This window comes from Cellulomonas endophytica, assembly GCF_004123805.1.
In the GTDB taxonomy this organism is placed as follows: Bacteria; Actinomycetota; Actinomycetes; order Actinomycetales; family Cellulomonadaceae; genus Cellulomonas; species Cellulomonas endophytica.
The window spans coordinates 1-25592 of sequence record NZ_RWJX01000027.1 but is presented as its reverse complement, the minus strand read 5'-3'; the positions used below and the strand labels follow the sequence as shown (position 1 = coordinate 25592).

Below are 25592 nucleotides of genomic sequence, written 5' to 3'. Positions count from 1 at the left end.
CCGCCCCACCCTCGCGCCGCACCCCGACCCGGACCGGAGACCTGAGTGACCACGCCCGCCCGCCTGCGCCCGTCGGACATCGCGATCACGCACCCCGACTGGCTGCACGACGCGACGATCTACCAGATCAACACCCGCCAGTTCACGCCGGAGGGGACGTTCGCGGCCGCGCAGGCGCACCTGCCGCGCCTGGCCGACCTCGGCGTCCGGGTCCTGTGGCTCATGCCGGTCCACGAGATCGGCGAGCTGCACCGCAAGGGCACGCTCGGCAGCCCGTACGCCGTGAGGGACTACGCCTCCGTCAGCGCCGAGCTCGGCACGCGCGAGGACCTGCGCGCGTTCGTCGACGCGGCGCACGCGCTCGGGCTGAGGGTGATCCTGGACTGGGTCGCGAACCACACCGCCTGGGACAGCGTGCTCGTCGAGCGGCACCCGGACTGGTACGTGCGCGACTGGGCGGGGCGGCTGCGGCCGACGCCGTGGTGGGACTGGGAGGACGTGGTCGACCTCGACTACCGGGTCCCGGAGCTGCGGGCGTACATGCGCGACGAGATGGTGCGCTGGGTGCGCGAGCTCGACCTGGACGGCTACCGCTGCGACGTGGCCGGCTTCGTGCCGACGGACTTCTGGGAGGACGTGCGGGCGGCGCTCGACGCGGTCAAGCCCGTGGTGCTGCTCGCGGAGTGGGAGGACCGCGAGCTGCACCGCCGGGCCTTCGACCTCACGTACGCCTGGAGCTGGAACGAGGCGCTGCACCACATCGCGACGGGCCGGGCCGACGTCGACGCGCTGCGCGTCTACTACTCCTGGAACGAGAAGGCGTACCCCGCGGACGCGGTCCGCATGACCTTCGTGTCCAACCACGACAAGAACGCGTGGGAGGGCACGGAGGAGGAGATGTTCGGCGACGCGCTCGAGGCGGCGATCTGGCTGTCGGTCGTCGGCGAGGGCATGCCGCTGGTCTACAACGGCCAGGAGGCCGGCAACGACCGGCGCCTGGAGTTCTTCGAGCGGGACCCCCTCGTGTGGCGCGAGCACCCCCGCGGGGAGCTGTACCGGCGGCTGATCGCGCTGAAGAAGGAGCACCGGGCGCTGTGGAACGGCGTGTGGGGGGCGCGGATGGTCGAGGTCGTCACGACGGACCGGTCCGCGGTGCTCGCGTTCGTCCGGGACGCCGGCGACGACGCCGTGCTCGCGGTGCTCAACCTCTCGCCGCAGGCGCGCGAGGTCACGCTGCTCGACGGCCCGGCGGCGGGCACCTGGACGGACGCGGTGACGGGGGAGCGGCGGACGGTGGCGCTGGGCGACCGGCTGCCGCTGGACGCCTGGGGCTTCGTGGTCCTCACGCGCTGACGGCGCTCGACCGGCCCTGCGCCGGCCTGGTCGGCTCCCTGCTCGGCCGTCTCGTTACCCTGGGCGCGTGACCGCCCTCGACGACCGCGCCCCCGACGGCGCCCGGCTCGTCGACGACGCCTACGCCGACCGGGACCGCGAGCGGTGGGTGCGCGAGGCGCCGAAGTCGAGCGCGCGGACCGCGTTCGAGCGGGACCGCGCACGGCTCGTGCACTCCTCGGCGCTGCGGCGGCTCGGCGCGAAGACCCAGGTGCTGGGCCCCTCGTCGGACGACTTCGTGCGCACGCGGCTCACGCACACCCTCGAGGTGGCGCAGGTCGGGCGCGAGATCGGCAAGGCGCTGGGGTGCGACCCCGACGTCGTGGACACCGCCTGCCTCGCGCACGACCTCGGCCACCCGCCGTTCGGCCACAACGGGGAGCGGGCGCTGGCCTCGCTCGCCCGTGACATCGGCGGCTTCGAGGGGAACGCGCAGACGCTGCGCCTGCTCACCCGGCTGGAGCCCAAGGTCGTCGGGCCGGACGGGACGGCCGTGGGCCTCAACCTCACGCGGGCGAGCCTCGACGCGTCGGTGAAGTACCCGTGGCGGTTCGGGGAGGGGCCGCTGAGCCCGGCGAGCGGCCGGCCGACCCACAAGTTCGGCGTCTACGAGGACGACCTGCCGGTGTTCGCGTGGTTGCGCGAGGGCGCCCCCGAGGGTCGCAAGTGCCTCGAGGCGCAGGTGATGGACCTCGCCGACGACGTGTCGTACTCCGTGCACGACGTGGAGGACGCGGTCGTCGGCGGGCGCGTGGACCTCGCGGTGCTCGAGCGGACGGAGGAGCGCGACCGCGTCGTGGAGGCCGTGCACACCTGGTACGGGGACGCGATCGGCGAGGACGGCCTGCTCGACGCGATGGACCGGCTCGTCGCGGCACGGCTGTGGCGGCCGGGGTTCGACGGGTCGCGGGGCGCGCTCGCGGTGCTCAAGGACGCGACGAGCCAGCTCATCGGCCGGTTCGCGAAGGCCGCGCAGCGGGCGACGAGGGAGCGGTACGGCCCGGGGCCCCTCACCCGGTACGCCGCCGACCTCGTCGTGCCGGTGGACACCGTGGCCGAGATCCTCGTCCTCAAGGGGCTCGCGGTCGCCTACGTCATGGCGCCGCGCGAGCTCGAGCCGCTCTACGGACGGCAGCGGGAGGTGCTCGAGGACCTCGTCGTGGTGCTGGCCGACCGGGCGCCGATCGCGCTGGAGCCGCCCTTCGCCGCGGACTGGCGGGCGGCCGGCGACGACGCGGCGCGGCTGCGGGTCGTCGTGGACCAGGTGGCCTCGCTCACCGACGTGTCGGCCACGGAGCTGCACGCCCGCCTGGTGCGCCCGCGGCGCTGAGGGTGCGCCGCCCCGGGCGCCGGGGCGCGTGGGCGGCGCGACCTAGACTGCGCCCGTGGCGGGGCGCATCGTGCGGGAGGACGTGGAGGCGGTCCGCGAGCGCGCCCGCATCGAGGAGGTCGTGGGCGCCCACGTGGCGCTGCGGCCGGCGGGCGTCGGCTCCCTCAAGGGCCTGTGCCCGTTCCACGACGAGCGCAGCCCCTCGTTCCACGTGCGCCCGCACGTGGGCCGCTACCACTGCTTCGGCTGCGGCGAGGGCGGCGACGTCATCGACTTCGTGCAGAAGGTCGACGGTCTCGCGTTCGCCGAGGCCGTCGAGCACCTGGCCGGCCGTGCCGGCATCCAGCTGCGGTACGAGGAGGGCGGTGCGCCCCGCCCGGGCGAGGAGCCGGGGCGGCGCCGCCGCCTGCTCGACGCGAACCGCCAGGCCGAGGAGTTCTTCCGCGAGGGGCTGACCTCGCCCGAGGCGGCCGTGGCGCGGCGGTTCCTCGCCGAGCGCGGGTTCGACCGGGCGGCGGCCGACACCTTCGGCGTCGGGTACGCGCCGCAGGGCTGGGACGGGCTGCTGCGGCACCTGCGCGGCCGCGGCTTCACGGAGGCCGAGCTCGCCGCGGCCGGTCTGGTGTCCGAGGGCCGGCGCGGCGTCTACGACCGCTTCCGCGGGCGGCTCGTCTGGCCGATCCGCGAGGTCACGGGGGACACCGTCGGCTTCGGCGCCCGGCGGCTGCTCGAGGACGACACGGGCCCGAAGTACCTCAACACCCCCGAGACGGCGGTCTACCGCAAGTCGCACGTGCTCTACGGCCTGGACCTGGCGAAGCGGGCGATCGCGAAGGACAAGCGGGTCGTCGTCGTCGAGGGCTACACGGACGTCATGGCGATGCACCTGTCCGGCGTGGCGGGCGCGGTGGCGACCTGCGGCACGGCCTTCGGGACGGACCACGCCCGGCTGCTGCGGCGGCTGCTGGGGGACGCCGGCTCCTCGGCCGGCCTGCAGCTGGCCGGCGGCACGTCGCTCGGCGGCGAGGTGGTGTTCACCTTCGACGGCGACGCCGCCGGGCAGAAGGCGGCCCTGCGCGCGTTCGGCGAGGACCAGGCGTTCTCCATGCAGACGTTCGTCGCCGTCGAGCCCGGCGGCCTCGACCCCTGCGACCTGCGGCAGACGAAGGGGCCCGACGCCGTGCGGGCGCTCGTCGCCCAGCGGCAGCCGCTCTTCGAGTTCGTCGTGCGGTCCACGCTGCGCGCCTTCGACCTCGGGACGCCCGAGGGCCGCGTGAACGCGCTGCGGTCGGCGGCCCCGGCCGTCGCGCAGATCCGCGACCGCGCCCTGCGCCCGGAGTACACGCGCCTGCTCGCGGGGTGGCTCGGGATGGAGGACGTCGAGACCGTCCAGCGGGCGGTCGAGGCCGCGCGCCGCGGCGGTGCGGCCGGCGGCCGCTTCGGCACCGGGCCGACGGGCGGCGACCGCACCGACGAGCGGGCCGACCGGGACCGGTCCCGCGCGGGCGGCGCGCGCACCGGGCCGGGCGAGGGCCGCGGCCGCGACGAGGGGCGCCGCGACGAGGGTCGCCGCGAGGACGGCCGGCGCCCCTCCGGCGGCCGCGACGGCCGGTGGACGTCCCGCGACGGCGGCCGCCGCGACGACGGCCGGGGGAGCGGGTACGGGGGAGGGCGGGACGAGGAGCGGCCGGCGCGCCCGCACGAGGACCGGACGCCGGACCGCCGCGACCCCGTCGTGCAGGTCGAGCGGGCGGCCCTCGAGGTCGTGCTGCAGGTGCCGGAGCTCGTGCCGGTGGAGTTCGACCAGCTCGGCGCCGACGCCTTCTCCGTCCCGGTGCACCGCGCCGTCCACGAGGCGGTGCGGGCGGCGGGCGGCGTCACGGGGGCCGTCACGATGACGGCGGCCAGCGGCGTCGCGACGGGCTGGGTGGGGCGCGTGCTGGAGGAGGCCGGCCAGACGGTGCGGCCGCTCGTCACGGAGCTGGCGGTCGCGCCGCTGGCCGAGGACCGGCCGGACGTGCTCGGCAGCTACGTGCGCGGGCTCGTCCTGCGTCTCGTCGAGCTGGGCTACACGCGGCACATCGCCGACCTGCGCGGACGCCTGCAGCGGATGGACGCCGAGGCGGACCCCGCGGCGTACGGGGCGGCGTTCGCCGAGCTCGTCGCGGTGGAGAACCAGCGCCGCACGCTGCGCGAGAGCGCGTAGCCCGGCAGCCCGGCGTCGCCGCACGCGGCGGCCGGGAGCGGTGGGCGACGGGGTCGCACCTCAGCGCAGCTCGACGACCCCCGTGCCGTCGTCGTCGGGCAGCCCGTCGAGCGCCACGGCGGTGACGGTCATGGAGCGGAGCCGGACGGCGCCGCCGTAGGTCGACAGGAACGCGGTGTCGGTGGCGTCGCGGCCGGTCATGATCCGGACGAGGGACGGCCGCGGCGCCATGCCCGTGGCGTCGAGCACGCGCCAGCCGCCGTCGACCCACGCCTCGGCCACCGCGTGGAAGTCCATGGGCTTCAGGCCCGGGGCGTAGACGGCGGCGAGCCGCGCGGGCACGTCCCGGGCGCGGAGCATCGCGACGACGAGGTGCGCGAAGTCGCGGCACACACCCCGGCGCGCCAGGAGGGTGTCGGTCGCCCCGTCGGTCGGCAGGCTCGAGCCCGGCCAGTACTGCACGTGCCGGCCGACCCAGGCGACCACGGCGTCGGCGAGGGCGCCGCCCGTGAGCCCCGAGAACTGGTCGAGCGCGAAGGACAGGAGCCGGTCGGAGTCGGCGTAGCGGCTGGGGCGCCGGTACTCCTCCAGGTCGAGCTCGTCGGCGGCGGGCGGGCCGGCGTCACCGGTCACGACGGCCCTGTAGTCGACCACGACGAGGCCCGCGGGGGCGTCGACCCGGTGCAGGCGGCCGCCGTGGGGCGCCTTGACCTCGCGCACCGCGAGCGGGGCGGCCTCGCCGCGCACGTCGAGGCGCTCCTCGCGCTCCCAGGCGCCGTCGGCCACGGCGACGGCGAGCACGAGCTCGGCGGGCGCCTGCACGTCGAGGACGAGGTGGGAGGTCACGCTGCGGCGCACGGCCGGTTCCTCTCCCGGCCGTCGGCGGCCGGACCCGGGGTGGGGACAGGGAGCCGGGCGGACCCGGCGGGTGGGGCGCGAGCCGCGACCACGTCGATCCTATCGGCCGGGCACGGGCGGCCAGGAGGGTCCGGGGACGCCCTGCCACGGGGACGCGCGCCGTTCTGCCAGGATGGGCGCGTGCCGCGCGACGTCGAACGGAAGCGGGCGTCCATCAGCGACGTCGCCCGGCGCGCCGGCGTGGCCGTCGGCACGGTCTCGAACGTGCTGAACCGGCCCCACGTCGTCACGCCCGCCACCCGCGACCGCGTGCTCGCGGCGATCGAGGAGCTCTCGTTCGTCCCCAACGGGATGGCGCGGCAGCTGCGCGCCGGGACCATCACGACCGTGGGCGCGGTGCTCCTCGACATCCGCAACCCGTTCTTCACGGACGTGGCCCGCGGCATCGAGGACCGGCTGGCGGCGGCGGACCACACCCTCATGCTGGCGAGCTCCGACGAGGACCTCGAGCGCGAGCGCAAGTACCTGCGGCTCTTCGAGGAGCACGGCGTCGTCGGCGTCCTCGTGGTGCCCAGCGCGCCGGAGCGGGAGCACCTGGAGGCGCTGCGGCGGCGCGGCGTGCGGGTCGTGCTCCTCGACGCGGCCACGGACGACGACGACTTCCCGTCCGTGGGCGTGGACGACGCCGCCGGCGGCGCGCTCGCGGCGCGGCACCTGCTCGACCGGGGGCACGCGTCCCTGACGTTCCTCAACGGGCCGCACAGCATCCGTCAGTGCGCCGAGCGCCTGCGGGGCGTGCGGCACGCCGTCGTGGAGGCCGGTCTCGACCCGGACCGGGTGGTGCGGGAGGTCCGGCTGCCCTCGCTCGACGCGCCGGGCGGCGAGGCCGCGGTGCGCGCGCTGGTCGAGGCCGACGGTCGGCCGCCCGAGGCCGTCTTCTGCGTCAACGACCTCGTGGCCGTCGGCGTCCAGCGGCACCTGCGCCGCCTCGGCGGCACGGCCCTCCTGCGCCGGGTGGCGATCGTGGGGTACGACGACATCGAGATCGCCGCCGAGCTGGCCGTGCCGCTCACCTCGGTGCGCCAGCCGACCCACGACGTCGGCTGGAGCGCGGCGGACCTGCTCCTGCGCGGCCGGGAGCCCGGCGCGGCGGCCGACCACGTCGTCTTCGCCCCGGAGCTCGTGGTCCGCGCCTCCAGCGAGGTCTAGGGGACCACCCGCCGCCGCCCATCGCCGTCGCCCCCGCCCACCGGCGTCGCCCCTGATCGGCGTCGCCCCTGATCAGCGTCGAACCCGACCGTCGGCGTCGCACCCCGTCGGTGTCGCACCCCGCCTCGGCGTCGCACTCTGCCGTCGGTGTCGCACCTGCAGGTGCCCCGTCGACGGCGAAGTGCGACGCCGGGCGTCGGCCTGCGGTGCGGTGGCGCCCGGCCACCGGCGTCGCAGGTCGCATCGGTGCCGGACCCTGGCGTCGGTGCCGGACCATGGCGTCGGTGCCGAACCCCGCCGCCGGTGTCGCACTTCGCCGTCGGTGTCGCACCTGCAGGTGCCCCGTCGACGGCGAAGTGCGACGCGCACCGGTGGGGCGGGGGTGGGCCGGTCGGGCGGGTCGCGCACCGGTGGGGCGGGGGGTGGGCCGGTCGGGCGGGGCGCGCACCGGTGGGGCGGGGCGTGGGCCGGTCGGGTGGGGCGCGCACCGGTGGGGCGGGGCGTGGGCCGGTCGGGTGGGGCGCGCACCGGGCGGGGCGTGGGCCGGGGGAGGCCGGCGTGCACCGGTCGTCCGACCCGCGACGGGTCCGTCGGCGGGGCGGCCGGCGGGTCCGGGCGCGCTCGGCCGCAGGGCACGGGCGAGGTGCCAGGGGCCCGGCGGCCTTGACGGCGGGTCTCGACGCGCCCTACTGTCGGACCCGTTGGAACGATTCACACAGCCTCGTCGAGGAGGCCGTGCGTTCCCGCCGCCCGCCTGTCCGGCGCGTCCGGACGCACCAGTCGTCCGACTGCCCGACCTCGCCGAGGAGACCTTCGTGAGCACCATCCCCGCCGCCGTCCTGGAGCGGCTCGCCGTGCAGGCGATCGAGCTGCCGTCGTGGGCCTTCGGCAACGCCGGCACGCGCTTCAAGGTCTTCGCCACCCCCGGCACGCCGCGCACGGTCGAGGAGAAGCTCTCGGACGCGGCCCAGGTGCACCGGCTCACGGGCCTGGCGCCCTCCGTCGCGCTCCACATCCCGTGGGACCAGGTCGAGGACTGGGGCAAGCTGACCGCCTTCGCCGAGGACCTGGGCATCCGGCTCGGGACGATCAACTCGAACACGTTCCAGGACGACGACTACAAGTACGGCTCGCTCACGCACCTGGACCCGCGGATCCGGCAGAAGGCCGTCGACCACCACTTCGCGTGCATCGACGTCATGCACGAGACGGGCTCGCAGGACCTCAAGATCTGGCTGCCCGACGGCACCAACTACGCCGGCCAGCAGGACATCCGCGGCCGCCAGGACCGCCTCGCGGACTCCCTGCGCCGGATCTACGACCGCCTCGGCGACGACCAGCGCCTCGTGCTCGAGTACAAGATCTTCGAGCCGTACTTCTACACGATGGACGTGCCGGACTGGGGCACGGCGTACGCGCACGTCACGGCGCTGGGCGAGCGAGCCGTCGTCTGCCTGGACACGGGCCACCACGCGCCCTCGACGAACATCGAGTTCATCGTCGCCCAGCTCCTGCGCCTCGGTCGGCTCGGGTCGTTCGACTTCAACTCGCGCAACTACGCCGACGACGACCTCATCGTCGGCGCGGCGGACCCGTTCCAGCTGTTCCGGATCCTCTTCGAGGTCGTGCGCGGCGGCGGGCTCGACGCGGGCTCGGGCGTGGCGTTCATGCTCGACCAGTGCCACAACGTCGAGGAGAAGATCCCCGGCCAGATCCGCTCCGTGCTCAACGTGCAGGAGATGACGGCGCGGGCCCTGCTCGTGGACATGACGGCCCTGGCGGCGGCGCAGGAGGCCGGCGACGTCCTCGGCGCGAACGGCCTCCTCATGGACGCCTTCTACACGGACGTGCGGCCCGCCCTGGCGGAGTGGCGCGCGGGCCGCGGCCTGCCCGAGGACCCGATGCGGGCCTACCGCGAGTCCGGCTACGCGCAGTCCATCGCGGCGGAGCGCGTCGGCGGCCAGCAGGCCGGCTGGGGCGCCTGACCGTCTGAGGACGCGGTGCCGCCACCCGGCCGGCACCGCTCGGCCCCCCCCGCGACGAAGCGCCCCACCCTCGCCCCGACCGTCCGACCCTGCCTGCCACCGCGCCCCGGCGTGGTGCCGTGGCGGACCACCGCCGCCACCCGACCCACCTGGAGACCCGATGACGCACCCCGAGGCCGAGGCCCTCATCGCCCGCTCGAACCGGCTGGGCGCCGACCCCCGCACGACGAACTACGCCGGCGGCAACACCTCCGCGAAGGGCAGCGAGACCGACCCCGTCACGGGCGAGCCCGTCGAGCTGCTCTGGGTCAAGGGCTCGGGCGGCGACCTCGGCACCCTGACGGAGAAGAACCTCGCGGTGCTGCGCCTGGACCGCCTGCGCGCGCTCGTCGGCGTCTACCCGGGCGTCGAGCGCGAGGACGAGATGGTCGCCGCCTTCGACTACTGCCTCCACGGCAAGGGCGGCGCCGCCCCGAGCATCGACACCGCGATGCACGCGCTCGTCGAGCAGGCCCACGTCGACCACCTGCACCCCGACGCCGGCATCGCGCTCGCCACCTCCGTCGACGGCGAGGCGCTGACGCAGAAGATCTTCGGCGACCGCGTGGCGTGGGTGCCGTGGCGCCGCCCGGGCTTCCAGCTCGGCCTCGACATCGCCGCCATCCAGAAGGCGAACCCGCAGGCCATCGGCTGCGTCCTCGGCGGCCACGGCATCACCGCGTGGGGCAGCACCTCCGACGAGGCCGAGCAGCGCTCGCTCGAGATCGTCCGCACCGCGGAGGAGTTCATCGCCGCCCGCACCGCGGAGCTGGCCGAGCGCGGCGAGCACCCCTTCGGCGCCGTCCGCGAGGGCTTCGCCGCGCTGCCCGAGGCCGAGCGCCGGGCGCGCGCCGCCGCCCTCGCCCCCGTGGTCCGCGGCCTGGCCAGCACCGACCGCCCCCAGGTCGGCCACCTCACGGACACGGACGTCGTCCTCGACTTCGTCTCCCGCGAGAAGCTCGCCGCCCTCGCGGCGCTGGGCACCTCGTGCCCCGACCACTTCCTGCGCACGAAGGTCTCGCCGCTCGTCGTCGACCTGCCCGCCGACGCGCCGCTCGAGGACGTCGTCGCGCGCCTGAAGGAGCTGCACGCGGAGTACCGCGCGGCCTACCAGGGCTACTACGACCGCAACGCCACCGCGGACAGCCCCGCGATCCGCGGTGCCGACCCGGCGGTCGTGCTCGTCCCGGGCGTCGGGATGTACTCCTTCGGCAAGGACAAGCAGACCGCCCGCGTCGCCGGCGAGTTCTACGTCAACGCCATCAACGTCATGCGCGGCGCCGAGGCGATCAGCACCTACGCCCCCATCGACGAGGCCGAGAAGTTCCGCATCGAGTACTGGGCGCTCGAGGAGGCCAAGCTCGCGCGGATGCCGAAGCCCAAGCCGCTCGCCACCCGCGTCGCGCTCGTCACCGGCGCCGGCTCGGGCATCGGCCGGGCCATCGCCGAGCGGCTGGCGGCCGAGGGCGCGTGCGTCGTCATCGCCGACCTCAACCTCGAGGGCGCGCAGGAGGTCGCGGACGGCCTCGGCGGCCCCGACGTCGCCGTCGCCGTCAAGGCGGACGTCACCGACGAGGAGCAGGTGAAGGCCCTCGTCGCGGCCGCGTCGCTCGCGTTCGGCGGCGTGGACCTCGTCGTCAACAACGCCGGGCTGTCCATCTCCAAGCCGCTGCTGGAGACGACGACGAAGGACTGGGACCTCCAGCACGACGTCATGGCCCGCGGCTCCTTCCTCGTGGCCCGCGAGGCGGCCCGCGCCATGGTCGCCCAGGAGATGGGCGGCGACATCGTCTACATCGCCTCGAAGAACTCACTCTTCGCCGGCCCGAACAACATCGCGTACTCCGCGACGAAGGCCGACCAGGCGCACCAGGTCCGCCTCCTGGCGGCCGAGCTCGGCGAGCACGGGATCCGCGTCAACGGCGTCAACCCCGACGGCGTGGTCCGCGGCTCCGGGATCTTCGCCGGCGGCTGGGGCGCCAAGCGCGCCGCGGTCTACGGCGTGCCGGAGTCCGAGCTGGGCGCCTACTACGCCCAGCGCACCCTCCTGAAGAAGGAGGTGCTGCCGGAGCACGTCGCGGCGGCGGTCTTCGCGCTCACGGGCCCCGACCTCGTCCAGACGACGGGCCTGCACGTGCCCGTCGACTCCGGCGTGGCGGCGGCGTTCCTGCGCTGACCGCGCCGGACCACCGCCCCCGGCCGGCAGCCGGGGGAGCAGCACGACGAGGGGCGGGTGCCGCACGCGCGGCGCCCGCCCCGCACCACGGAGACAGGGGCACAGGGATGGCAGGCACGCCGGCGACGTTCGCCGCGGTGGACCTCGGGGCGTCGAGCGGCCGGGTCCTCGTCGGGCGGGTGGAGGACGGCCGGCTCACGACGAGCGAGGTGGCGCGGTTCGCCAACGAGCCCGTCGAGGTGGGCGTCGGCACGTCCGACGCCGCCCGGCCCGTCCTGCACTGGGACGTCCTGGCGCTGTGGTCCGGCATCCGCGCCGGGCTGCGGACGGCCGCCCGGGAGCACGGGCCGCTCACGTCCGTCGGCATCGACACGTGGGCGGTCGACCACGGGCTGCTCGACGCCGACGGCGCGCTCGTCGGCAACCCCGTGCACTACCGGGACGGCCGTACGGCCGGCGCGCCGGAGCGGTTCTTCGCCCGGATGCCCGCCGCGGAGCTCTACGCCCGCACCGGCCTGCAGCTGCAGCCCTTCAACACCGTCTTCCAGCTCGTCGCGGCCGCCGGCACGCGCGCCCTGGCCTGCGCCGAGGGGCTGCTCCTCGTGCCCGACCTGCTGGGGTACTGGCTCACGGGCCGCCGCGTCACGGAGGTCACGAACGCCTCGACGACGAACCTCCTCGACCCGACGACCCGCACGTGGTCGCCGGAGGTGCTCGCCGCCGCCGCCGACGTGGCGGGGGTCGACGTGTCGCGGCTGCTGGCGCCCCTCGTCGAGCCCGGGACGGTCGTCGGACCCGTGCTGCCCGGGCTCGCCGACGCCCTCGGCCTCACGGGCACCCGCCTCGTCGCGGTCGGCTCGCACGACACCGCCTCCGCGGTGGCCGCGGTGCCCATGCCCGCCCGGGGTGCGGCCTACATCTCCTCGGGGACCTGGTCCCTCGTCGGGCTCGAGCTCGACGCCCCGGTGCTGACCGAGGCCAGCCGCGCGGCGAACTTCACGAACGAGCTCGGCGTCGACGGCACCGTCCGGTACCTCAAGAACGTCTCGGGCCTGTGGCTGCTGCAGGAGTCGCTGCGGACCTGGCGGGAGGCGGGCCGCCCCGAGGACCTCGTCGCGCTGCTCGCGGCGGCCGAGGCCGTCCCCGCGCTGCGGACCGTCGTGGACGTGGACGACCCGGCCCTCGCCGCCCCGGGCGACATGCCGGCGCGCCTCGCGGCCGCCGCCGCCCGCACGGGCCAGCCCGTCCCGTCCTCGCCCGCCGAGGTCACGCGCTGCATCCTCGACTCGCTCGCGCTGGCCTACCGGCGGGCCGTGCGCGAGGCGGCGGCGCTCGCGGGTCGCACGGTGGAGGTCGTGCACCTCGTCGGCGGCGGGGCGCGCAACACGCTGCTCTGCCGGCTGACGGCCGACGCCACGGGGCTGCCCGTCGTCGCCGGCCCCGCCGAGGGCACGGCCATCGGCAACCTGCTCGTGCAGGCCCAGGCCGCCGGCGTCGTCCCGCACGGGCTGGCCGCGCTGCGGTCGGTGGTGGCGGCCTCGTCGACGACCGTGCGGCACGGTCCCGGCGGCGACCCCGCCCTCTGGGACGCGGCCGAGCGCCGCCTGCACGGCTGACCTTGTCCCCCCACCCCCGACGCCCCTGAGGGCCTGCTCAGGCCCCTTCTGAGAGGATGCCGCGTGCGCATCGCCGTGTTCGCCACCTGCCTCGTCGACGGGCTGTTCCCCCGCGCGGCGCAGGCGACCGTGGAGCTCCTCGAGCGCCTGGGCCACGACGTCGTGGTCCCCGGCGGCCAGGCCTGCTGCGGCCAGATGCACGTGAACTCCGGCTACGGCCCGGAGGCCGTCCCGATCGTGCGGAACCACGTGCGCACCTTCGCTCCGGTGCTCGACGGGGAGTGGGACGCCGTCGTCGCCCCCTCCGGCTCCTGCGTGGGCTCGACCCGCCACCAGCAGGCGCTCGTGGCCCGCCGCGCCGGCGACGACCGCCTCGCGCACGAGGCCGACCTCGTCGCCGCCCGCACCTACGAGCTGAGCGAGCTCCTCGTCGACGTGCTGGGGCTGGAGGACGTCGGCGCCTGGTTCCCGCACCGCGTCACGTACCACCCCACCTGCCACTCCCTGCGCATCCTGCGCGTGGGGGACCGGCCGACCCGGCTGCTGCGGGCGGTCGAGGGCCTCGAGCTCGTCGACCTGCCCGGGGCGGACCAGTGCTGCGGCTTCGGCGGCACCTTCGCCCTGAAGAACTCCGACACGTCCTCGGCGATGGTCGCGGACAAGGTCGACAACGTCGTCGCGTCGGGTGCCGACGTGCTCACCGCGGGGGACTGGTCCTGCCTCATGAACATCCAGGGCGCGCTCGGGCGCCGCGACACCGAGGTCCGCACGCTGCACCTCGCGGAGATCCTCGCGGCGACGCGGGAGCGGCCGTGGGACGGCCGCGGTGGGACGGGCCGGGGGCGCGGCCGGGCGGACGGCCGGGCGGACGGCCGGGCGGACGGCACTACGAGGGGCGCCTGCGCGCCCGCGACGGGGGTGGGGGCCGCGTGAGCGTCGACCTGGGCATGCCGGGCGTGCGGTCGCAGCCGGCCGCGACGCCCCACGACCCCCTGCGCTGGGGGCCGTCCTTCCCCGACGCCGCGCGCGGCACGCTGGCCAACACGCAGATGCGGGCCAACCTGCGGCACGCCACGCACACCATCCGCGACAAGCGCCTGGCCGTCACCGCCGAGCTGCCCGACTGGGAGGCCCTGCGCGACGCGGGGTCGGCGATCAAGGCCGACGTCATGGCGCGCCTGCCGGAGCTGCTCGAGCGGCTCGAGGAGTCCGTGACGGCCCGCGGGGGCGTCGTCCACTGGGCGCGCGACGCCGCCGAGGCGAACCGCATCATCACGGACCTCGTGCGGGCCGCCGGCGCCCGAGAGGTCGTGAAGATCAAGTCGATGGCCACGCAGGAGACCGGCCTCAACGAGCACCTCGAGGCCGAGGGCATCGAGGCGGCCGAGACGGACCTCGCCGAGCTCATCGTGCAGCTCGCGGGCGACCAGTCCTCCCACATCCTCGTGCCGGCGATCCACCGCAACCGGGAGGAGATCCGCGAGATCTTCACCGAGCGCATGGGCGACGCGCCCGAGGGCCTCACCTCGGAGCCGCGCGACCTGGCGATGGCCGCCCGGGCGCACCTGCGCGCCCGCTTCCTGCGCGCCGACGTGGCGATCAGCGGCGCCAACCTCGCCATCGCGGACACGGGCACCGTGGCGGTCGTGGAGTCCGAGGGCAACGGCCGCATGTGCCTGACCCTGCCGCGCACCCTCATCACGCTCATGGGCATCGAGAAGGTCCTGCCGTCCTTCGCCGACCTCGAGGTGTTCCTCCAGCTCCTGCCGCGCTCCTCCACGGGCGAGCGCATGAACCCCTACACCTCGATGTGGACCGGGGTGACGCCGGGCGACGGCCCGCAGGAGTTCCACCTCGTGCTCCTCGACAACGGCCGGACGAAGGCCCTCGCCGACGAGGTCGGCCGCTCCGCGCTGCACTGCATCCGGTGCTCGGCCTGCCTCAACGTGTGCCCCGTCTACGAGCGCACCAGCGGCCACGCCTACGGGTCGGTCTACCCCGGTCCGATCGGCGCGATCCTCACCCCGCAGCTCCTCGGCCTGGGGGAGGCCCACGGCGCCGGCTCCCACGACGTGACGGCCACGCTGCCGTTCGCCAGCTCCCTGTGCGGCGCCTGCTACGACGCCTGCCCCGTGAAGATCGACATCCCCTCGGCGCTGGTGCACCTGCGCGAGAAGGGCGTGCACGCCGACGCGCACCCGTCGCTGACGCCGATGGGCGCCGGCATGGCGGTGGCCGCGGCGGCGATGACCTCGGGCACCCGCTTCCGGTGGGCGACGCGGCTGCTCACGCTGGCGGGCCGCGTCATCCCCGGCACGCGCATCCGCCGCCTGCCCTTCCCGGGGAGCCTGTGGACGCGCTCGCGGGACCTGCCCGTGCCGCCGACGCAGACCTTCCAGGACTGGTTCGCGTCCCGCGAGCGGGACGCCGGCCGCGGGACGGGGGAGGGGGCGTGAGCGCGCCCGACGCCCGGACCGAGGTCCTCGCCCGCGTCCGGGCGGCCCTGGCGACGACGGGCGCCGCGACGCGCCCCGGCCCGGGCCCCGGCGGCGGCGCGTCGGCGGGCCCCCTGCCGCACGACGACGGCCCCGGCACGGACGGGCACGTCCCCGCGGACCTGCGGGACCCCCACGCCCCCGGCCCGGTGCCGCGGGAGTACCGCCGGGCCGACCGCTCGGCCCCGGTGACACCCGGGCGTCTCGACCTGTTCGTCGAGCGGCTCGAGGACTACCGGGCACGGGTCGTGCGCGTCGACGAGGGCGGCCTGCGCGCGGCCCTCGTCGCCGAGCTCCGCGACGCGGGGCCCGTGGCGGTGCCGCCCGGCCTTCCGGGGCCCTGGGTGCAGGCGCTGCAGGAGGAGGGTCTCGAGCTCCTCGTCGACCACCCCGACCGCCCCCTCACGCCGGCCCAGCTCGACGGCGCCGGCGCGGTGCTGACGGCCGCCCGCGTGGGCATCGCGGAGACGGGCACCGTGGTCCTCGACGCCGAGCCCGACCAGGGGCGCCGCGTGCTGACGCTGCTGCCGGACCGGCACGTGTGCGTGGTGCTGGCGGCGCAGGTCGTGGCGGACGTGCCGACGGCGGTCGACCTGCTGGGGGAGCACCCGGAGCGCCCGATGACGTGGATCTCGGGGCCGAGCGCGACCTCGGACATCGAGCTCGTCCGGGTCGAGGGCGTGCACGGCCCGCGCGACCTGCGGGTGCTCGTCGTGGAGGCCTGACCGGCCGGTCCTGGTCCGGCACCTCCCCGACCCCGTTCGGCGCACGGCGGACCCTTTGGTATCGTTCTGCGCGCCGCGATCCCTCGTAGCTCAATTGGCAGAGCATCCGACTGTTAATCGGACGGTTACTGGTTCGAGTCCAGTCGAGGGAGCAGGAAGGGCACAGGTCAGGGCCGCCCCCGGGCGGCCCTGACCTCTGTCGTCCCCCGGGAGCGCCCGAGCAAGCCGGCGCCAGCGCGCGCGGCGGGAGGACGCCTCTGCCCGACCTCGCCCGTCCGGGCCGCGACCCCGCCGGGTCACCGCCGGCTGGGCCTGCGCGGTCCGATGGAGGAGGGTGGCGCCATGGCGACGGGGTGCGTGTGATCGGGCGGCTGGTGGTCCTGGGGGCGACCGGGGACCTGGCGGGGCGGTTCCTGCTGCCCGCGCTGGCCCGGCTGCTGGCGGCGGGAGGGCTGCCCCCGGACCTGCGGGTCGTGGGCGGGGGGCACCAGGGCTGGACCGAGGCGCAGTTCCGCGCGCACGTGGACGCACGGCTGCGGGCCCACGCCGGTGACCTGACCGGGGCGGTGCGCGAGGACCTCGTCGGCCGGCTCGGGTACGGGCAGGTGGACGTGCACGACAGCGACGGGGTGGCGCGGCTCGTCGCCCGTGCGGGGCGGGGCGGCGACGCGTCGAGCGGACCCGCGGTCGCGGTGTACCTCGCGCTGCCGGCGGTCGCCTTCCCGCCGGCGCTGCGGTCGCTGGCCGCGGTGGGGCTGCCGGCCGGGAGCCGGGTGGCGGTGGAGAAGCCGTTCGGCGACGACCGCGCGGGTGCCGTCGCGCTCGACGGGCTGCTCGCCCGGGCGGCCGGTGACGACGAGGCCGCGCGCTTCCGGGTGGACCACATCCTCGCGATGCCGCAGGTGGAGGAGCTCGCCCGGCTGCGCGCCCCCAGCGGCCCGCTCGCGCCGCTGTGGGGCGCCGAGCACGTCGAGCGGGTCGAGATCGTCTGGGAGGAGACGCTCGGGCTGGAGGAGCGGGGCGCCTTCTACGACGGGACCGGTGCCGTCCGCGACGTCGTGCAGAACCACCTGCTGCAGGTCCTGGTGCTCGCCCTGATGGAGCCACCGGCGGGGGACGGCGACGACGCCCTGCACGCCGCGAAGCTCGCGCTGCTGCGGGCCGTCCGGGAGCCGACGGCCGAGCAGATGGCGGACCGGACGCGGCGGGCCCGGTACGGGGCGGGCGTGCTCGCCGACGAGGCGGTGCCCGGAGGACGGCCCGTGCCGGGCTACGCCGCGGTGGCCGGGGTGGACCCGGCCCGCGCGACCGAGACCTGGGCCGAGGTCGTGCTCGAGGTCGCGACGCCGCGGTGGGCCGGCGTGCCCGTCGTCCTGCGGACGGGCAAGGGGATGGGCGCGCCGCGCAAGGGCGTCCTGGTCCACCTGCGGCACGACGTCGACGTCGCGCTGCCGCCCGCGGTCGGCGCACCGACGCCGCGCACGCTGTGGGTAGAGCTCGACGGGCCCGGGGGCGCGGTGCACGCGCCGGGCGAGCTGGTCGCCTACGCGTCGGTGCTCACCGACGTGCTGGGCGGCGGGAGCCGGACCTCGGTGACCGGGGCCGAGGCCGTCGAGGCGTGGCGGGTGTTCGAGCCCGTGCTGCGGGCCTGGGCCGCCCGGGTCGTGCCGCTCGAGGAGTACCCGGCGGGCTCGGGCGGACCGCCGGCCCGCTGACGAGCAGCACCGGCACCACGCCGGCGCGTCACGCGCGGGTCCGCGGCGAGGTCGGCGGCGGCGGCCTCCCGCGGCGACCGGCGGGAGGCGGTCATGCAGGAGCGACGCAGCCCTCGACGTCCGCCGCGGCCGTGCGGTCTCGGCCGGCGACCTTCGCCGCGTACAGCGCGCGGTCGGCCGCGGCGTACAGCGCCTCGGCGTCCGTCGCGGGGCCGGCCGCCGCGTGCCCGATGCTCACGCGCAGGCCGGCGCCGTCGGGGCCGGCGACGTCGGCGTCGCGCACCGCCGCCAGGACGGCGCCGGCCCGGCGGGCGACGAGGTCCGCGTCGCCGCGCACGAGCAGCGCCAGCTCGTCGCCGCCGAGCCGCGCGGCCAGGTCGGACGGCCCGGCCACGCCGCGCAGGAGGTGCCCCAGCCGCACGAGCGCGGCGTCCCCGGCCGGGTGCCCGTGCCGGTCGTTGATCTGCTTGAAGTGGTCGACGTCGACGAGGACGAGGCCGACGTGGGGGGCGGCGTCGCCGGGCCGGCGCCCGACGAGCGCCGCGGCGGTCGCCGCCTCGAGGCCGCGCCGGCTCGCCAGGCCCGTGAGGGCGTCGGTCGTCGCCAGCTCGTCGAGCCGCCGGATGAGACGGTCCTGGGCGGTGGTCGCCATGAGCATGACCGCGGTGACGTAGGGCAGCGAGACGCCGACGACGACGAGGTCCGCCACGGCCTCGCCGGCGGGCAGCAGCAGGCCGACGACGAGGGCGTCGAGCGCCACCGCCCAGCCCGTCACGCACCACGCGACCGCCGGGCGCAGCTGGGAGGCGGCGTACACCACGCCGTAGAGCAGGCCGATCTGGCTGCCCGCGCTCGCGTCCCGGGCGAGCAGGGCGATCGTGGTCGCGGCGACGGGCTGGAGGACGGCGATGGCGGGCCACACGAGCGCCGGGACCCGCTCCGGCCGGCGCCGCACGGCGAGGATGAGGAGCCCGAACGCGGCGACGGACCCGACCGACACGAGCGAGGACCCGGGCGTGACGCCGTCCCGCCCGAAGGCGTGCATGACGACCTCCCAGGCCACGGACCCGCTGCCCACCAGGGCCCAGCCGATGAGGAGGATGCGCGCCGACGCCGCGGGGTCGCGCGGCTCGAGCGCGCGCAGGAGGGACCGGGGCGCCATGCCGGTCCTATCGGGGGCCCTCCGCGCCGGCGTGACGGGTCGGAGGTCCCGCGCTCCATGCGCGGCCCCTGACCTGGACGTCCCTGCGCCGGATCACCCGATCGGCCCCGGCGGCGGTCACGCCCAGCAGCGCGCACGCCAGGCGGACGCGGTCCCACCGGCGCAGCCGCGCGACCAGGGCCGGCCGGGGCCCGTGCCGGCCGAGCGCGGCGTGCGTGGGCGCGGCGACCAGGGCGGTGGTCGTCAGGGCGCCGCCGGTCGCCGCGACGGCCACCAGGGCGAGGGGCCGCCGCGGCCGGCGCACGACGGTCGCCGCGCAGGAGGCCAGCAGCAGCCCGTACAGCGGGGCGACGACCCGGACCGTGCGGCGCGAGTGCCGCTCGTGCGCTGCTTCCCACCGGTCGGGCGGCACCTCGAGCAGCGCGGGGTAGACCACGGCCGTCACCACGGCCTGGAAGGCGGCGTGCGCGGCGGTGGCGGCGAGCAGGTGCGCCGGCGCCCCCGTCATGCGTGCTCCTGCAGGGCCACGCCTCGTCGGGGGGCCGCCGGACGCGGGGTCCCGGCCGGCGGGGCGGTGCTCGACCGCACGACGAGCCGCGTCGGCACGAGCGCGGTCCCCGCGCCCTCGTCCTCGCCCGCGAGGTCGGCCAGCACGCGGGCGACGCACCGGCGGCCCACCTCGTCGAAGTCCTGGTGGACCGTGGTGAGGGGCGGCGCGAACTGGGCCGCCTCGGGCACGTCGTCGAAGCCCACGACGCTCACGTCCTCCGGCACGCGGCGCCCGGCCTCGGCCATCGCGCGCAGCACGCCGAGCGCCATCTGGTCGTTCGCGACGAAGACGGCGGTGCAGGACGGGTCCGCGGCGAGCATCCGTCCCGCCCGGTGCCCGGCGTCGGCGGTCCAGTCCCCGGCCACCGGCTCCGGCACGACCCGTCCCCGCTCGACGAGGAGCTCCCGCCAGGCGCGCTCCCGCCGGCGGGCGGCGAAGGACCCGTCGGGGCCGGCGACGTGGTGGACGGTCGCATGACCGAGCCCGAGCAGGTGCTCGACCGCCTGGCGCGCCCCGTCGGCCTGGTCCGTGTCGACGACCGCGTACCGGTCGCCGGCGTCGGAGTCGACGACGACGGTCCGCACCCCGGGTGGGACGAGCACGTCGGCGTGGTCGAGCAGGGAGACCTCCATGATGACGACGACCGCGTCGACGGCGAGCTCGTGCAGCCGGCTGAGGGCGCCGTGCACCTCGCGGCGCGTCGGCGCCTCGACCGGCAGCAGGGTCGTCGCGTACCCCGCCCGGGCCGCAGCGGTGGCGATCGCGTCGACGGTGCGGATGTTGCCCGTCGTCGCGAGCGTGAACGTCACGACGCCGATGGTCCGGAAGCGCCCGCTCTTGAGGGCGCGCGCGGCGCTGTTCGGGCGGTAGCCGAGCGCGTCCATGGCGGCCTGCACCTGACGCCGGGTCGCCTCCGTCACCCCGGCGTAGCCGTTCGACACGCGCGAGACGGTGATGGGGGAGACCCCGGCCTGCCGCGCGACGTCCGCCATCGACGCCGGCCGCACCGCACGCCCCGTCCCCCCTGCCACGGGCCCCACGCTAGTGCCCGACCTGGTTGCGCAACCACGACGACCGGTGCCATGGTTGCGCAATCATCGGCTCGGGGCGGAGCACCCGCCCGGGCCGCGGACGGACGGCGGCGCAGCGAGGCGCCCCGGGAACGGAGTCCCATGCGATCAGTGCGAGCGACGATGCGGACGGCGGCCCTCGCGGCCGGCGCCCTCCTGGTGCTGGGGTCGGTGGCGGCCCCCGCCGCCGCGAGCCCCTCCGTCGGGCCCTCGGGCACGGGCGAGTTCCGCGGCGTGAACTGGGCGGACCCCCGCGACAACTACGCGGACGACGAGGTGGTGCCGTCGGGCCTGAGCACCGCGGACGACTACCGCACGACCTACGCCAAGGCCTCGGCGACCGTGCTGGAGTTCCGGCACGAGGTCGGCGCGAACACCGTGCGCCTGCCGATCAACCCCTCCAGCGTGGGCACCGACTGGTGGGAGTCCTACAGGGGCGCCGTCGACGCCGCGACGCGCCACGGCTTCAAGGTGATCCTCAGCTACTGGGAGGCCGACGACGCCAAGGACGGCCGGATCGACGACCCGGCGGCCTTCGACGCGATGTGGGACACGGTCGTCGCGGAGTACGCCAAGAACCCGAAGGTCTACTTCGAGATCATGAACGAGCCCTTCGGCTACTCCCTCGACGCGTGGGTGGACCTGTCGGCGGGCTGGTTGGCGGACCACACCGAGGTCCCCCGGAAGCGCGTCATCGTGTCGGGCACCGGCTACAACGACGACGTCACCGGTGTCGGCGCGGCGCCGGAGCTGGACGGGACGCTCCTGTCGCTGCACTTCTACGGCTTCTGGGCCTCGCACACCACGGAGGAGGAGTGGAAGGCCAACCTCCTGCCCCGCCTCGGCGACGTCGGGTGGCGCACGGTGGTGACCGAGGCCGGGTCCCCGATGACGACGGGCCTGAACTACGCCAACCACACCGGCGACGTCTCGACGGCCTACCTCGGGGCCCTCACGGAGGTCGCCCGCGACCAGGGGATCGGCCTCGTCTACTGGCCGGGCCTGCGCACCGGTGACTCCTACACGCTCACCGAGGCGGTCGGCGAGGGCGACCTCGAGGTCACCAACGCCTCCGGGCTCGCGCAGATCCAGTGGGGCTGGCGGCTGCTCAAGGACGAGGTGCTCAACGACCTGCCGCCGGCCCCGCCCGGCGCGCCGCTCCTGAGCGTCCACCACAGCGCGGGCGGCAGCGACATCTGCGTCGACATCCCGGGGGCCTCCACGGCCGTCGGCACGGCGCTCGGCCTCTGGTACTGCAACGGCGGCGGCAACCAGTCCTTCGACGTCACGGCCGCCGGGGAGCTGCGCGTCTACGCCGACATGTGCGTCGCGCCCGCCACGGCGACCGTGGGCGCATCCGTGGTCCTGCAGGACTGCACCGGCGGCGCCGAGCAGCGGTGGGTGGCCGGCACCGACGGCAGCCTCGCCGTCGCCGCGGACCCGACCCTCTGCCTGGCCACCCCCGCCGGTTCCTGGGGCCTGACGCTGGCCACCTGCGTGCCGGGTGCGACCACGCAGCAGTGGGAGCGCGCGGCCTGACGGCCGTCGTCGGTCGCGGGGCGTCCCGCCCGGGCGGCGGTGAGCGCAGCGCCGCCCGTCGCGTCGGGGTCCCGGCCGAGCGTCCCGAGGTCGCGTCCCCGACCGTGCGGTCCTCCTGCCGACGCGACCGACGTCACCCGTCCCGGGGAGAGGGCGCCCGCCTCCTCGGGCCCACCGCGCCGAGCTGACGTGGCCCGGCAGCCGTCGTCGACGCGCCCGGCACCGCTGCGCCGTTGACGCGGCACCGGTCCCCGTGGGACAACGGCAGGCACGACGCTCCCGGCGCAGCGAGGTGCCGGGGACGCCTCCGTCCCTCTCGCCCGGTGGGGTCGCACCCGCCAGTGAGGCAAGGCCGATGCGCGCCGTGGTGAGGTGCCAAGACGCCGGGCCCCGGGCGTCGTCGTGCCCGGGACCACCGCCGGTGCTGCGGTGCGGGTGCCCATGACCGCCAAGGAGCAGGTCGAGCTCGTCCTGACGACGGCTGCTCTCGTCGTGGGTCTGCTGACGCTCGTCAAGGCGGTCAACGAGTACCGACGGCAGGGCACGATCAAGCGCATCGAGTTCTTCCTGGAGGCGCGCAACCGGCTCAAGACCAACGCGAGCTTCCAGCAGATCGTGCAGCTCCTGGAGAGCGACCACCCCGACCTGCGGGACGTCCCGATGCAGAACAAGATCGACTTCCTCGGCTTCTTCGAGGAGGTCGCCCTGCTCGTCACGTCGCGGGTGATCCGCCGCGAGGTCGCCCAGTACATGTTCGGCTACTACGCCCTCAAGACGTGGGAGAGCGAGAACTTCTGGCTCCTCGCCGAGCGCCCCGAGCGTCCGCTGGACAAGGTGAACGAGCCGTACTGGGTCCTCTTCCGTGGCTTCATCGCCAGCATGACGCCGATCCGCGACAAGCTCCTCGCGGGGCACGTGCCGTACCGCAAGTACGTCCTGTGAACGAGGGCCGCTACCCGACGGACTGGGCGGTGTGGGCCGACCACTGGGACCTCGTCGAGGGCCACGGCATGAACGTCGAGGCGGTGCCCGCGCTCGCGGCCCAGCTGCGCGACCCGGTCCTGCTGGTCGGGAGCGGCCAGGGGCTCGTCGCCGCGTCGCTGTCGTCGGCCGGCTTCCACGTCGTCGCCGTGGACAGCTCGGCGACGATGGCCCGCCGGGCCCGCGAGCGGCGCGGGGTCGAGACCGTGCTGTGCGACGTCGTCGACCTCCGTCTCGGGCGTCGCTTCGCGACGGCGCTGGTCAGCACGGGGGTCGTCAACGAGCGCTCGATCGCGGCCGGGCTGGTCCCCCGGCTCGTCGAGGTGCTCCGGGCGCACCTGCTCCCCGACGGGGTGGTGCTCATCGCGTACTTCCGCAGGAGCGCGTGGACGGGCGTGGCGGAGCTGCTCGGGCTGTACGACCGGCCCTCGACCAACGCGTTCTTCTGGGTCGCCGGAGGCGACGTCGAACGGGCTCGTCAGCTGTTCACGGACCGTTCAGCCGACCCCGAGGCGGTCGGCCTCGCGTTCTCGCGGCACGGCGAGGCGCTGGCGCGGCACGCCGACTTCATCCGTCGTGTGGGGGAGCGGTGCGAACGGCTCGGCTCCGTCGACCCGGAGGGGTTCATCCGGGACCACGCCGGCTTCTACCCGTTCCCGCTGTCCACGGCCGCGGAGGTGTCGCTCCTGGCGGAGCTGGGTGCCGGGGGGCTGGTGCCGCGCGGCGAGGCACTCCTGAACGGGGCCGACACCCGGGTGGTCGTCCTCGGCGTGGGGCCGTGATCGGGCCGGGCGAGCTCGCAGCGCGGTTCCACGCCGTCCAGGAGCGGTTGCCCGCGGCACTGGGGGCCGCGTCCCAGGGCGCCACCGTCACGGTCGTCGTCGTCCCCAGCCTCAGCTCGGAGCCGGACCTGGTCAGGCGCGAGCCGGTGCTCCGGTACTGGGAGCACCGGATGCTGTACCTCCTCGGGGCGCTCCGTGACGAGACGGTGCACCTGGTCGTCGTCACGAGCCGGGCCGTCTCCCCGGCCGCCGCGGCGTACGCGCTCGACGTGCACGCGCACGGGGTCGGCGGTGCCGGGACGCGCCTGTCGGTGCTCACCTGCGCGGAGGAGGACGGGGAGCTGCTGACGCAGAGGCTGCTCCGCCGGCCCGACCTGCTGGCCCGCATCCGCTCCGCGTGCGCGGCCACGCGCCACGCCTACATCGAGTGCTTCGCCGCCACCGAGCCGGAGTGCCGGCTGGCCATCGAGCTCGGGCTCCCCCTCAACGCCGCGGACCCGGCCCTCGCCGGACCCGGACGCAAGAGCGGGGGGCGCCGCCTCATGCGCGAGCTCGGCATCCCGGTCCCGACGGGGATCGAGGGGGTCCGCGGCGTCGAGGCGCTCGCCCGGGCGCTCGCGGACCTGAAGGGGCGCGACCCGGCGCTGGAGCAGGCGGTCGTCAAGCTGGAGAGCAGCGTCGGAGGCGTGGGGAACGCGGTGTTCCGCTATGCCGGGGTCGAGGCGGCGTCGACCGACGCCCTGGTGGCCGGGCTCGCCGAGCGGCTGGAGCTCGCCGTCCCGGTCCTGGGCCTGCCGACCTTCCTGCGACGGGTCGCCGACGAGGGGTGCGTCGTGGAGCACCTGGTCGACGGACCAGGTCTGCGCTCCCCGTCGGTCCAGTGCACGATCGGGCCCGACGGCCGCGTCGCGATCGAGGGGACGCACGACCAGGTCCTCACGGGTGTGCTCGGCCAGCACTTCGGGGGCTGCTGGTTCCCGGCTGCGGACGCGACGGTGATCCACGCCGCGGCCGCGGCGGTCGGCCGACGCCTCAGCGCGCTCGGGGTGATCGGGTGGTTCGGCCTGGACCTCCTCACGAGTGACGGACCGGGCGGACGCCGCCCGTGCGGGATCGAGATCAACCTCCGGAGCTCGGGCACGGTGCACCACCTGAGGACCCTGCGGGACCTCGTCGGCGGCACCTACGACGAGGTGTCCGGGGAGCACCTCGCCGAGGACGGCGCGCCGCGTGCCTACTACGGGACCGACGGCGTGGTGGTCCCCGGCCTCGTGGGCATGGAGGCCGTCGACCTCGTCCGCGCCTGCGGGGGAGCGCCCTGGGCGTTCCGGCGGTCGTCGGGCACGGGCGTCGTCCTGCACATGCTCGACGCGGTGACGGCGCACGGGCGCCTCGGGCTCACCTGCATCGGACGGACGCGGACGCACGCGGCCGCACTCCTCGACGCCGCGGTGTCGGACCTGGCCCTCCTCGCAGGCCGCCGTGACGAGGGGGTGCCCCGGACGGGAGAGCCGGGTCCGGCGCAGGCGCGGTGAGCCGTGCACCGCGTCACGGCGGCGGGGCTACCGGGACCGGGGGCCCGCCCGTCGGTCGCTGCGGGCCGCCCAGAGGACGACGGAGCGGTCGGCGCCGGCGGTGCCCAGGAGCGCTCCGTCGCGGGAGAAGGCGACCGCCCGGACCGCGCCGGAGTGCTCCGCACGGCCCTGCTCGGTGCCGGTGGTGGTGTCCCACAGGCGTGCGGAGCGGTCCTCGCCGGCGGTGG

General features: G+C 76.2%; 20 protein-coding genes and 1 tRNA gene. 16 read left to right on the top strand and 5 right to left on the bottom strand.

Going from position 1 to position 25592, the window contains the following annotated elements; all coding sequences use genetic code 11:
• Positions 1–45: 45 nt before the first annotated feature.
• From EJA20_RS09940 to dnaG, 3 genes are all read left to right on the top strand, one after another.
• Positions 46–1353, top strand: a complete 1308-nt coding sequence (locus EJA20_RS09940) for an alpha-amylase family glycosyl hydrolase (RefSeq protein WP_129337996.1) — start codon at positions 46–48, stop codon at positions 1351–1353.
• A 67-nt stretch (positions 1354–1420) separates the two neighbouring features.
• Positions 1421–2722, top strand: coding sequence for a deoxyguanosinetriphosphate triphosphohydrolase (locus EJA20_RS09935; RefSeq protein WP_129337995.1), 1302 nt, complete (start codon positions 1421–1423; stop codon positions 2720–2722).
• Positions 2723–2777: 55 nt separating this feature from the next.
• Positions 2778–4928 carry a DNA primase gene (gene dnaG / locus EJA20_RS09930; RefSeq protein WP_129337994.1) on the top strand — a complete coding sequence of 717 codons (2151 nt, stop codon included), beginning with the start codon at positions 2778–2780 and terminating at the stop codon, positions 4926–4928.
• Positions 4929–4988: 60 nt separating this feature from the next.
• Here the strand turns inward: dnaG and EJA20_RS09925 are convergent, their stop codons facing one another.
• Positions 4989–5786, bottom strand: coding sequence for a transglutaminase-like domain-containing protein (locus EJA20_RS09925; protein ID WP_129337993.1), 798 nt, complete (start codon positions 5784–5786; stop codon positions 4989–4991).
• A 180-nt stretch (positions 5787–5966) separates the two neighbouring features.
• Here EJA20_RS09925 and EJA20_RS09920 point away from each other — a divergent pair, with 180 nt between their 5' ends.
• From EJA20_RS09920 to EJA20_RS09880, 9 genes are all read left to right on the top strand, one after another.
• On the top strand, positions 5967–6995 hold the full coding sequence (locus EJA20_RS09920) for a LacI family DNA-binding transcriptional regulator (RefSeq protein WP_129337992.1): 1029 nt from the start codon (positions 5967–5969) through the stop codon (positions 6993–6995).
• A gap of 815 nt (positions 6996–7810) precedes the next feature.
• Entirely contained in the window at positions 7811–8980 is a 1170-nt protein-coding gene (rhaI, locus tag EJA20_RS09915) for an L-rhamnose isomerase (RefSeq protein WP_205687444.1), read from the top strand.
• A gap of 160 nt (positions 8981–9140) precedes the next feature.
• The gene (locus tag EJA20_RS09910; protein WP_129337991.1) at positions 9141–11195 is read left to right on the top strand and encodes a bifunctional aldolase/short-chain dehydrogenase; all 2055 of its coding nucleotides are present in this window, start codon (positions 9141–9143) and stop codon (positions 11193–11195) included.
• 107 nt (positions 11196–11302) lie between these two features.
• Positions 11303–12811, top strand: coding sequence for a rhamnulokinase (locus tag EJA20_RS09905; protein WP_129337990.1), 1509 nt, complete (start codon positions 11303–11305; stop codon positions 12809–12811).
• A gap of 63 nt (positions 12812–12874) precedes the next feature.
• Entirely contained in the window at positions 12875–13744 is an 870-nt protein-coding gene (locus EJA20_RS09900) for a (Fe-S)-binding protein (RefSeq protein ID WP_129337989.1), read from the top strand.
• 14 nt (positions 13745–13758) lie between these two features.
• Complete coding sequence (locus tag EJA20_RS09895; protein WP_129338016.1) at positions 13759–15267, top strand: lactate utilization protein B; 1509 nt, start codon at positions 13759–13761, stop codon at positions 15265–15267.
• Positions 15264–16031, top strand: coding sequence for a LutC/YkgG family protein (locus EJA20_RS09890; RefSeq protein WP_129337988.1), 768 nt, complete (start codon positions 15264–15266; stop codon positions 16029–16031). The genes EJA20_RS09895 and EJA20_RS09890 overlap by 4 nt, the downstream gene beginning before the upstream one ends.
• A 79-nt stretch (positions 16032–16110) precedes the next feature.
• A tRNA-Asn gene (locus EJA20_RS09885) sits at positions 16111–16183 on the top strand.
• Between the two features lie 207 nt (positions 16184–16390).
• A complete protein-coding gene (locus tag EJA20_RS09880; protein ID WP_129337987.1) occupies positions 16391–17746 on the top strand; it encodes a glucose-6-phosphate dehydrogenase in 1356 nt (451 codons plus the stop codon).
• A gap of 91 nt (positions 17747–17837) precedes the next feature.
• On the opposite strand, the gene EJA20_RS09875 is transcribed toward EJA20_RS09880, so the two are convergent.
• Genes EJA20_RS09875 through EJA20_RS09865 form a run of 3 tightly spaced genes read right to left on the bottom strand, consistent with a single transcriptional unit; the run spans position 17838 to position 20489 of the window.
• A complete protein-coding gene (locus EJA20_RS09875) occupies positions 17838–18908 on the bottom strand; it encodes a GGDEF domain-containing protein (RefSeq protein ID WP_129337986.1) in 1071 nt (356 codons plus the stop codon).
• Positions 18909–18915: 7 nt separating this feature from the next.
• On the bottom strand, positions 18916–19416 hold the full coding sequence (locus tag EJA20_RS09870; protein WP_205687443.1) for a hypothetical protein: 501 nt from the start codon (positions 19414–19416) through the stop codon (positions 18916–18918).
• A complete protein-coding gene (locus EJA20_RS09865; RefSeq protein ID WP_338068815.1) occupies positions 19413–20489 on the bottom strand; it encodes a LacI family DNA-binding transcriptional regulator in 1077 nt (358 codons plus the stop codon). The genes EJA20_RS09870 and EJA20_RS09865 overlap by 4 nt, the downstream gene beginning before the upstream one ends.
• A 141-nt stretch (positions 20490–20630) precedes the next feature.
• On the opposite strand from EJA20_RS09865, the gene EJA20_RS09860 reads away from it, so the two are divergent.
• The 4 genes from EJA20_RS09860 (at position 20631) to EJA20_RS09845 (ending at position 25365) form a co-directional block, all read left to right on the top strand.
• Positions 20631–22067, top strand: coding sequence for a ricin-type beta-trefoil lectin domain protein (locus EJA20_RS09860; RefSeq protein WP_240675309.1), 1437 nt, complete (start codon positions 20631–20633; stop codon positions 22065–22067).
• A 441-nt stretch (positions 22068–22508) separates the two neighbouring features.
• The gene (locus EJA20_RS09855; protein ID WP_164983919.1) at positions 22509–23009 is read left to right on the top strand and encodes a hypothetical protein; all 501 of its coding nucleotides are present in this window, start codon (positions 22509–22511) and stop codon (positions 23007–23009) included.
• Positions 23006–23830, top strand: a complete 825-nt coding sequence (locus tag EJA20_RS09850; protein ID WP_129337984.1) for a class I SAM-dependent methyltransferase — start codon at positions 23006–23008, stop codon at positions 23828–23830. The genes EJA20_RS09855 and EJA20_RS09850 overlap by 4 nt, the downstream gene beginning before the upstream one ends.
• Positions 23827–25365, top strand: a complete 1539-nt coding sequence (locus EJA20_RS09845) for a peptide ligase PGM1-related protein (protein WP_129337983.1) — start codon at positions 23827–23829, stop codon at positions 25363–25365. The genes EJA20_RS09850 and EJA20_RS09845 overlap by 4 nt, the downstream gene beginning before the upstream one ends.
• Before the next feature lie 27 nt (positions 25366–25392).
• Here the strand turns inward: EJA20_RS09845 and EJA20_RS09840 are convergent.
• The coding region (locus EJA20_RS09840) for a WD40 repeat domain-containing protein (protein ID WP_164983920.1) at positions 25393–25592 on the bottom strand (200 nt) is incomplete at its 5' end.

Excerpts from the sequence above, each read along its gene's own strand:
- EJA20_RS09855 (WP_164983919.1), top strand. The coding sequence starts at position 22,509 with ATGACCGCCAAGGAGCAGGTCGAGCTCGTCCTGACGACGGCTGCTCTC.
- EJA20_RS09910 (WP_129337991.1), top strand. The coding sequence starts at position 9,141 with ATGACGCACCCCGAGGCCGAGGCCCTCATCGCCCGCTCGAACCGGCTG.
- EJA20_RS09860 (WP_240675309.1), top strand. The coding sequence starts at position 20,631 with ATGCGATCAGTGCGAGCGACGATGCGGACGGCGGCCCTCGCGGCCGGC.
- EJA20_RS09895 (WP_129338016.1), top strand. The coding sequence starts at position 13,759 with ATGCCGGGCGTGCGGTCGCAGCCGGCCGCGACGCCCCACGACCCCCTG.
- EJA20_RS09875 (WP_129337986.1), bottom strand. The coding sequence starts at position 18,908 with ATGGCGCCCCGGTCCCTCCTGCGCGCGCTCGAGCCGCGCGACCCCGCG.
- EJA20_RS09905 (WP_129337990.1), top strand. The coding sequence starts at position 11,303 with ATGGCAGGCACGCCGGCGACGTTCGCCGCGGTGGACCTCGGGGCGTCG.
- EJA20_RS09870 (WP_205687443.1), bottom strand. The coding sequence starts at position 19,416 with ATGACGGGGGCGCCGGCGCACCTGCTCGCCGCCACCGCCGCGCACGCC.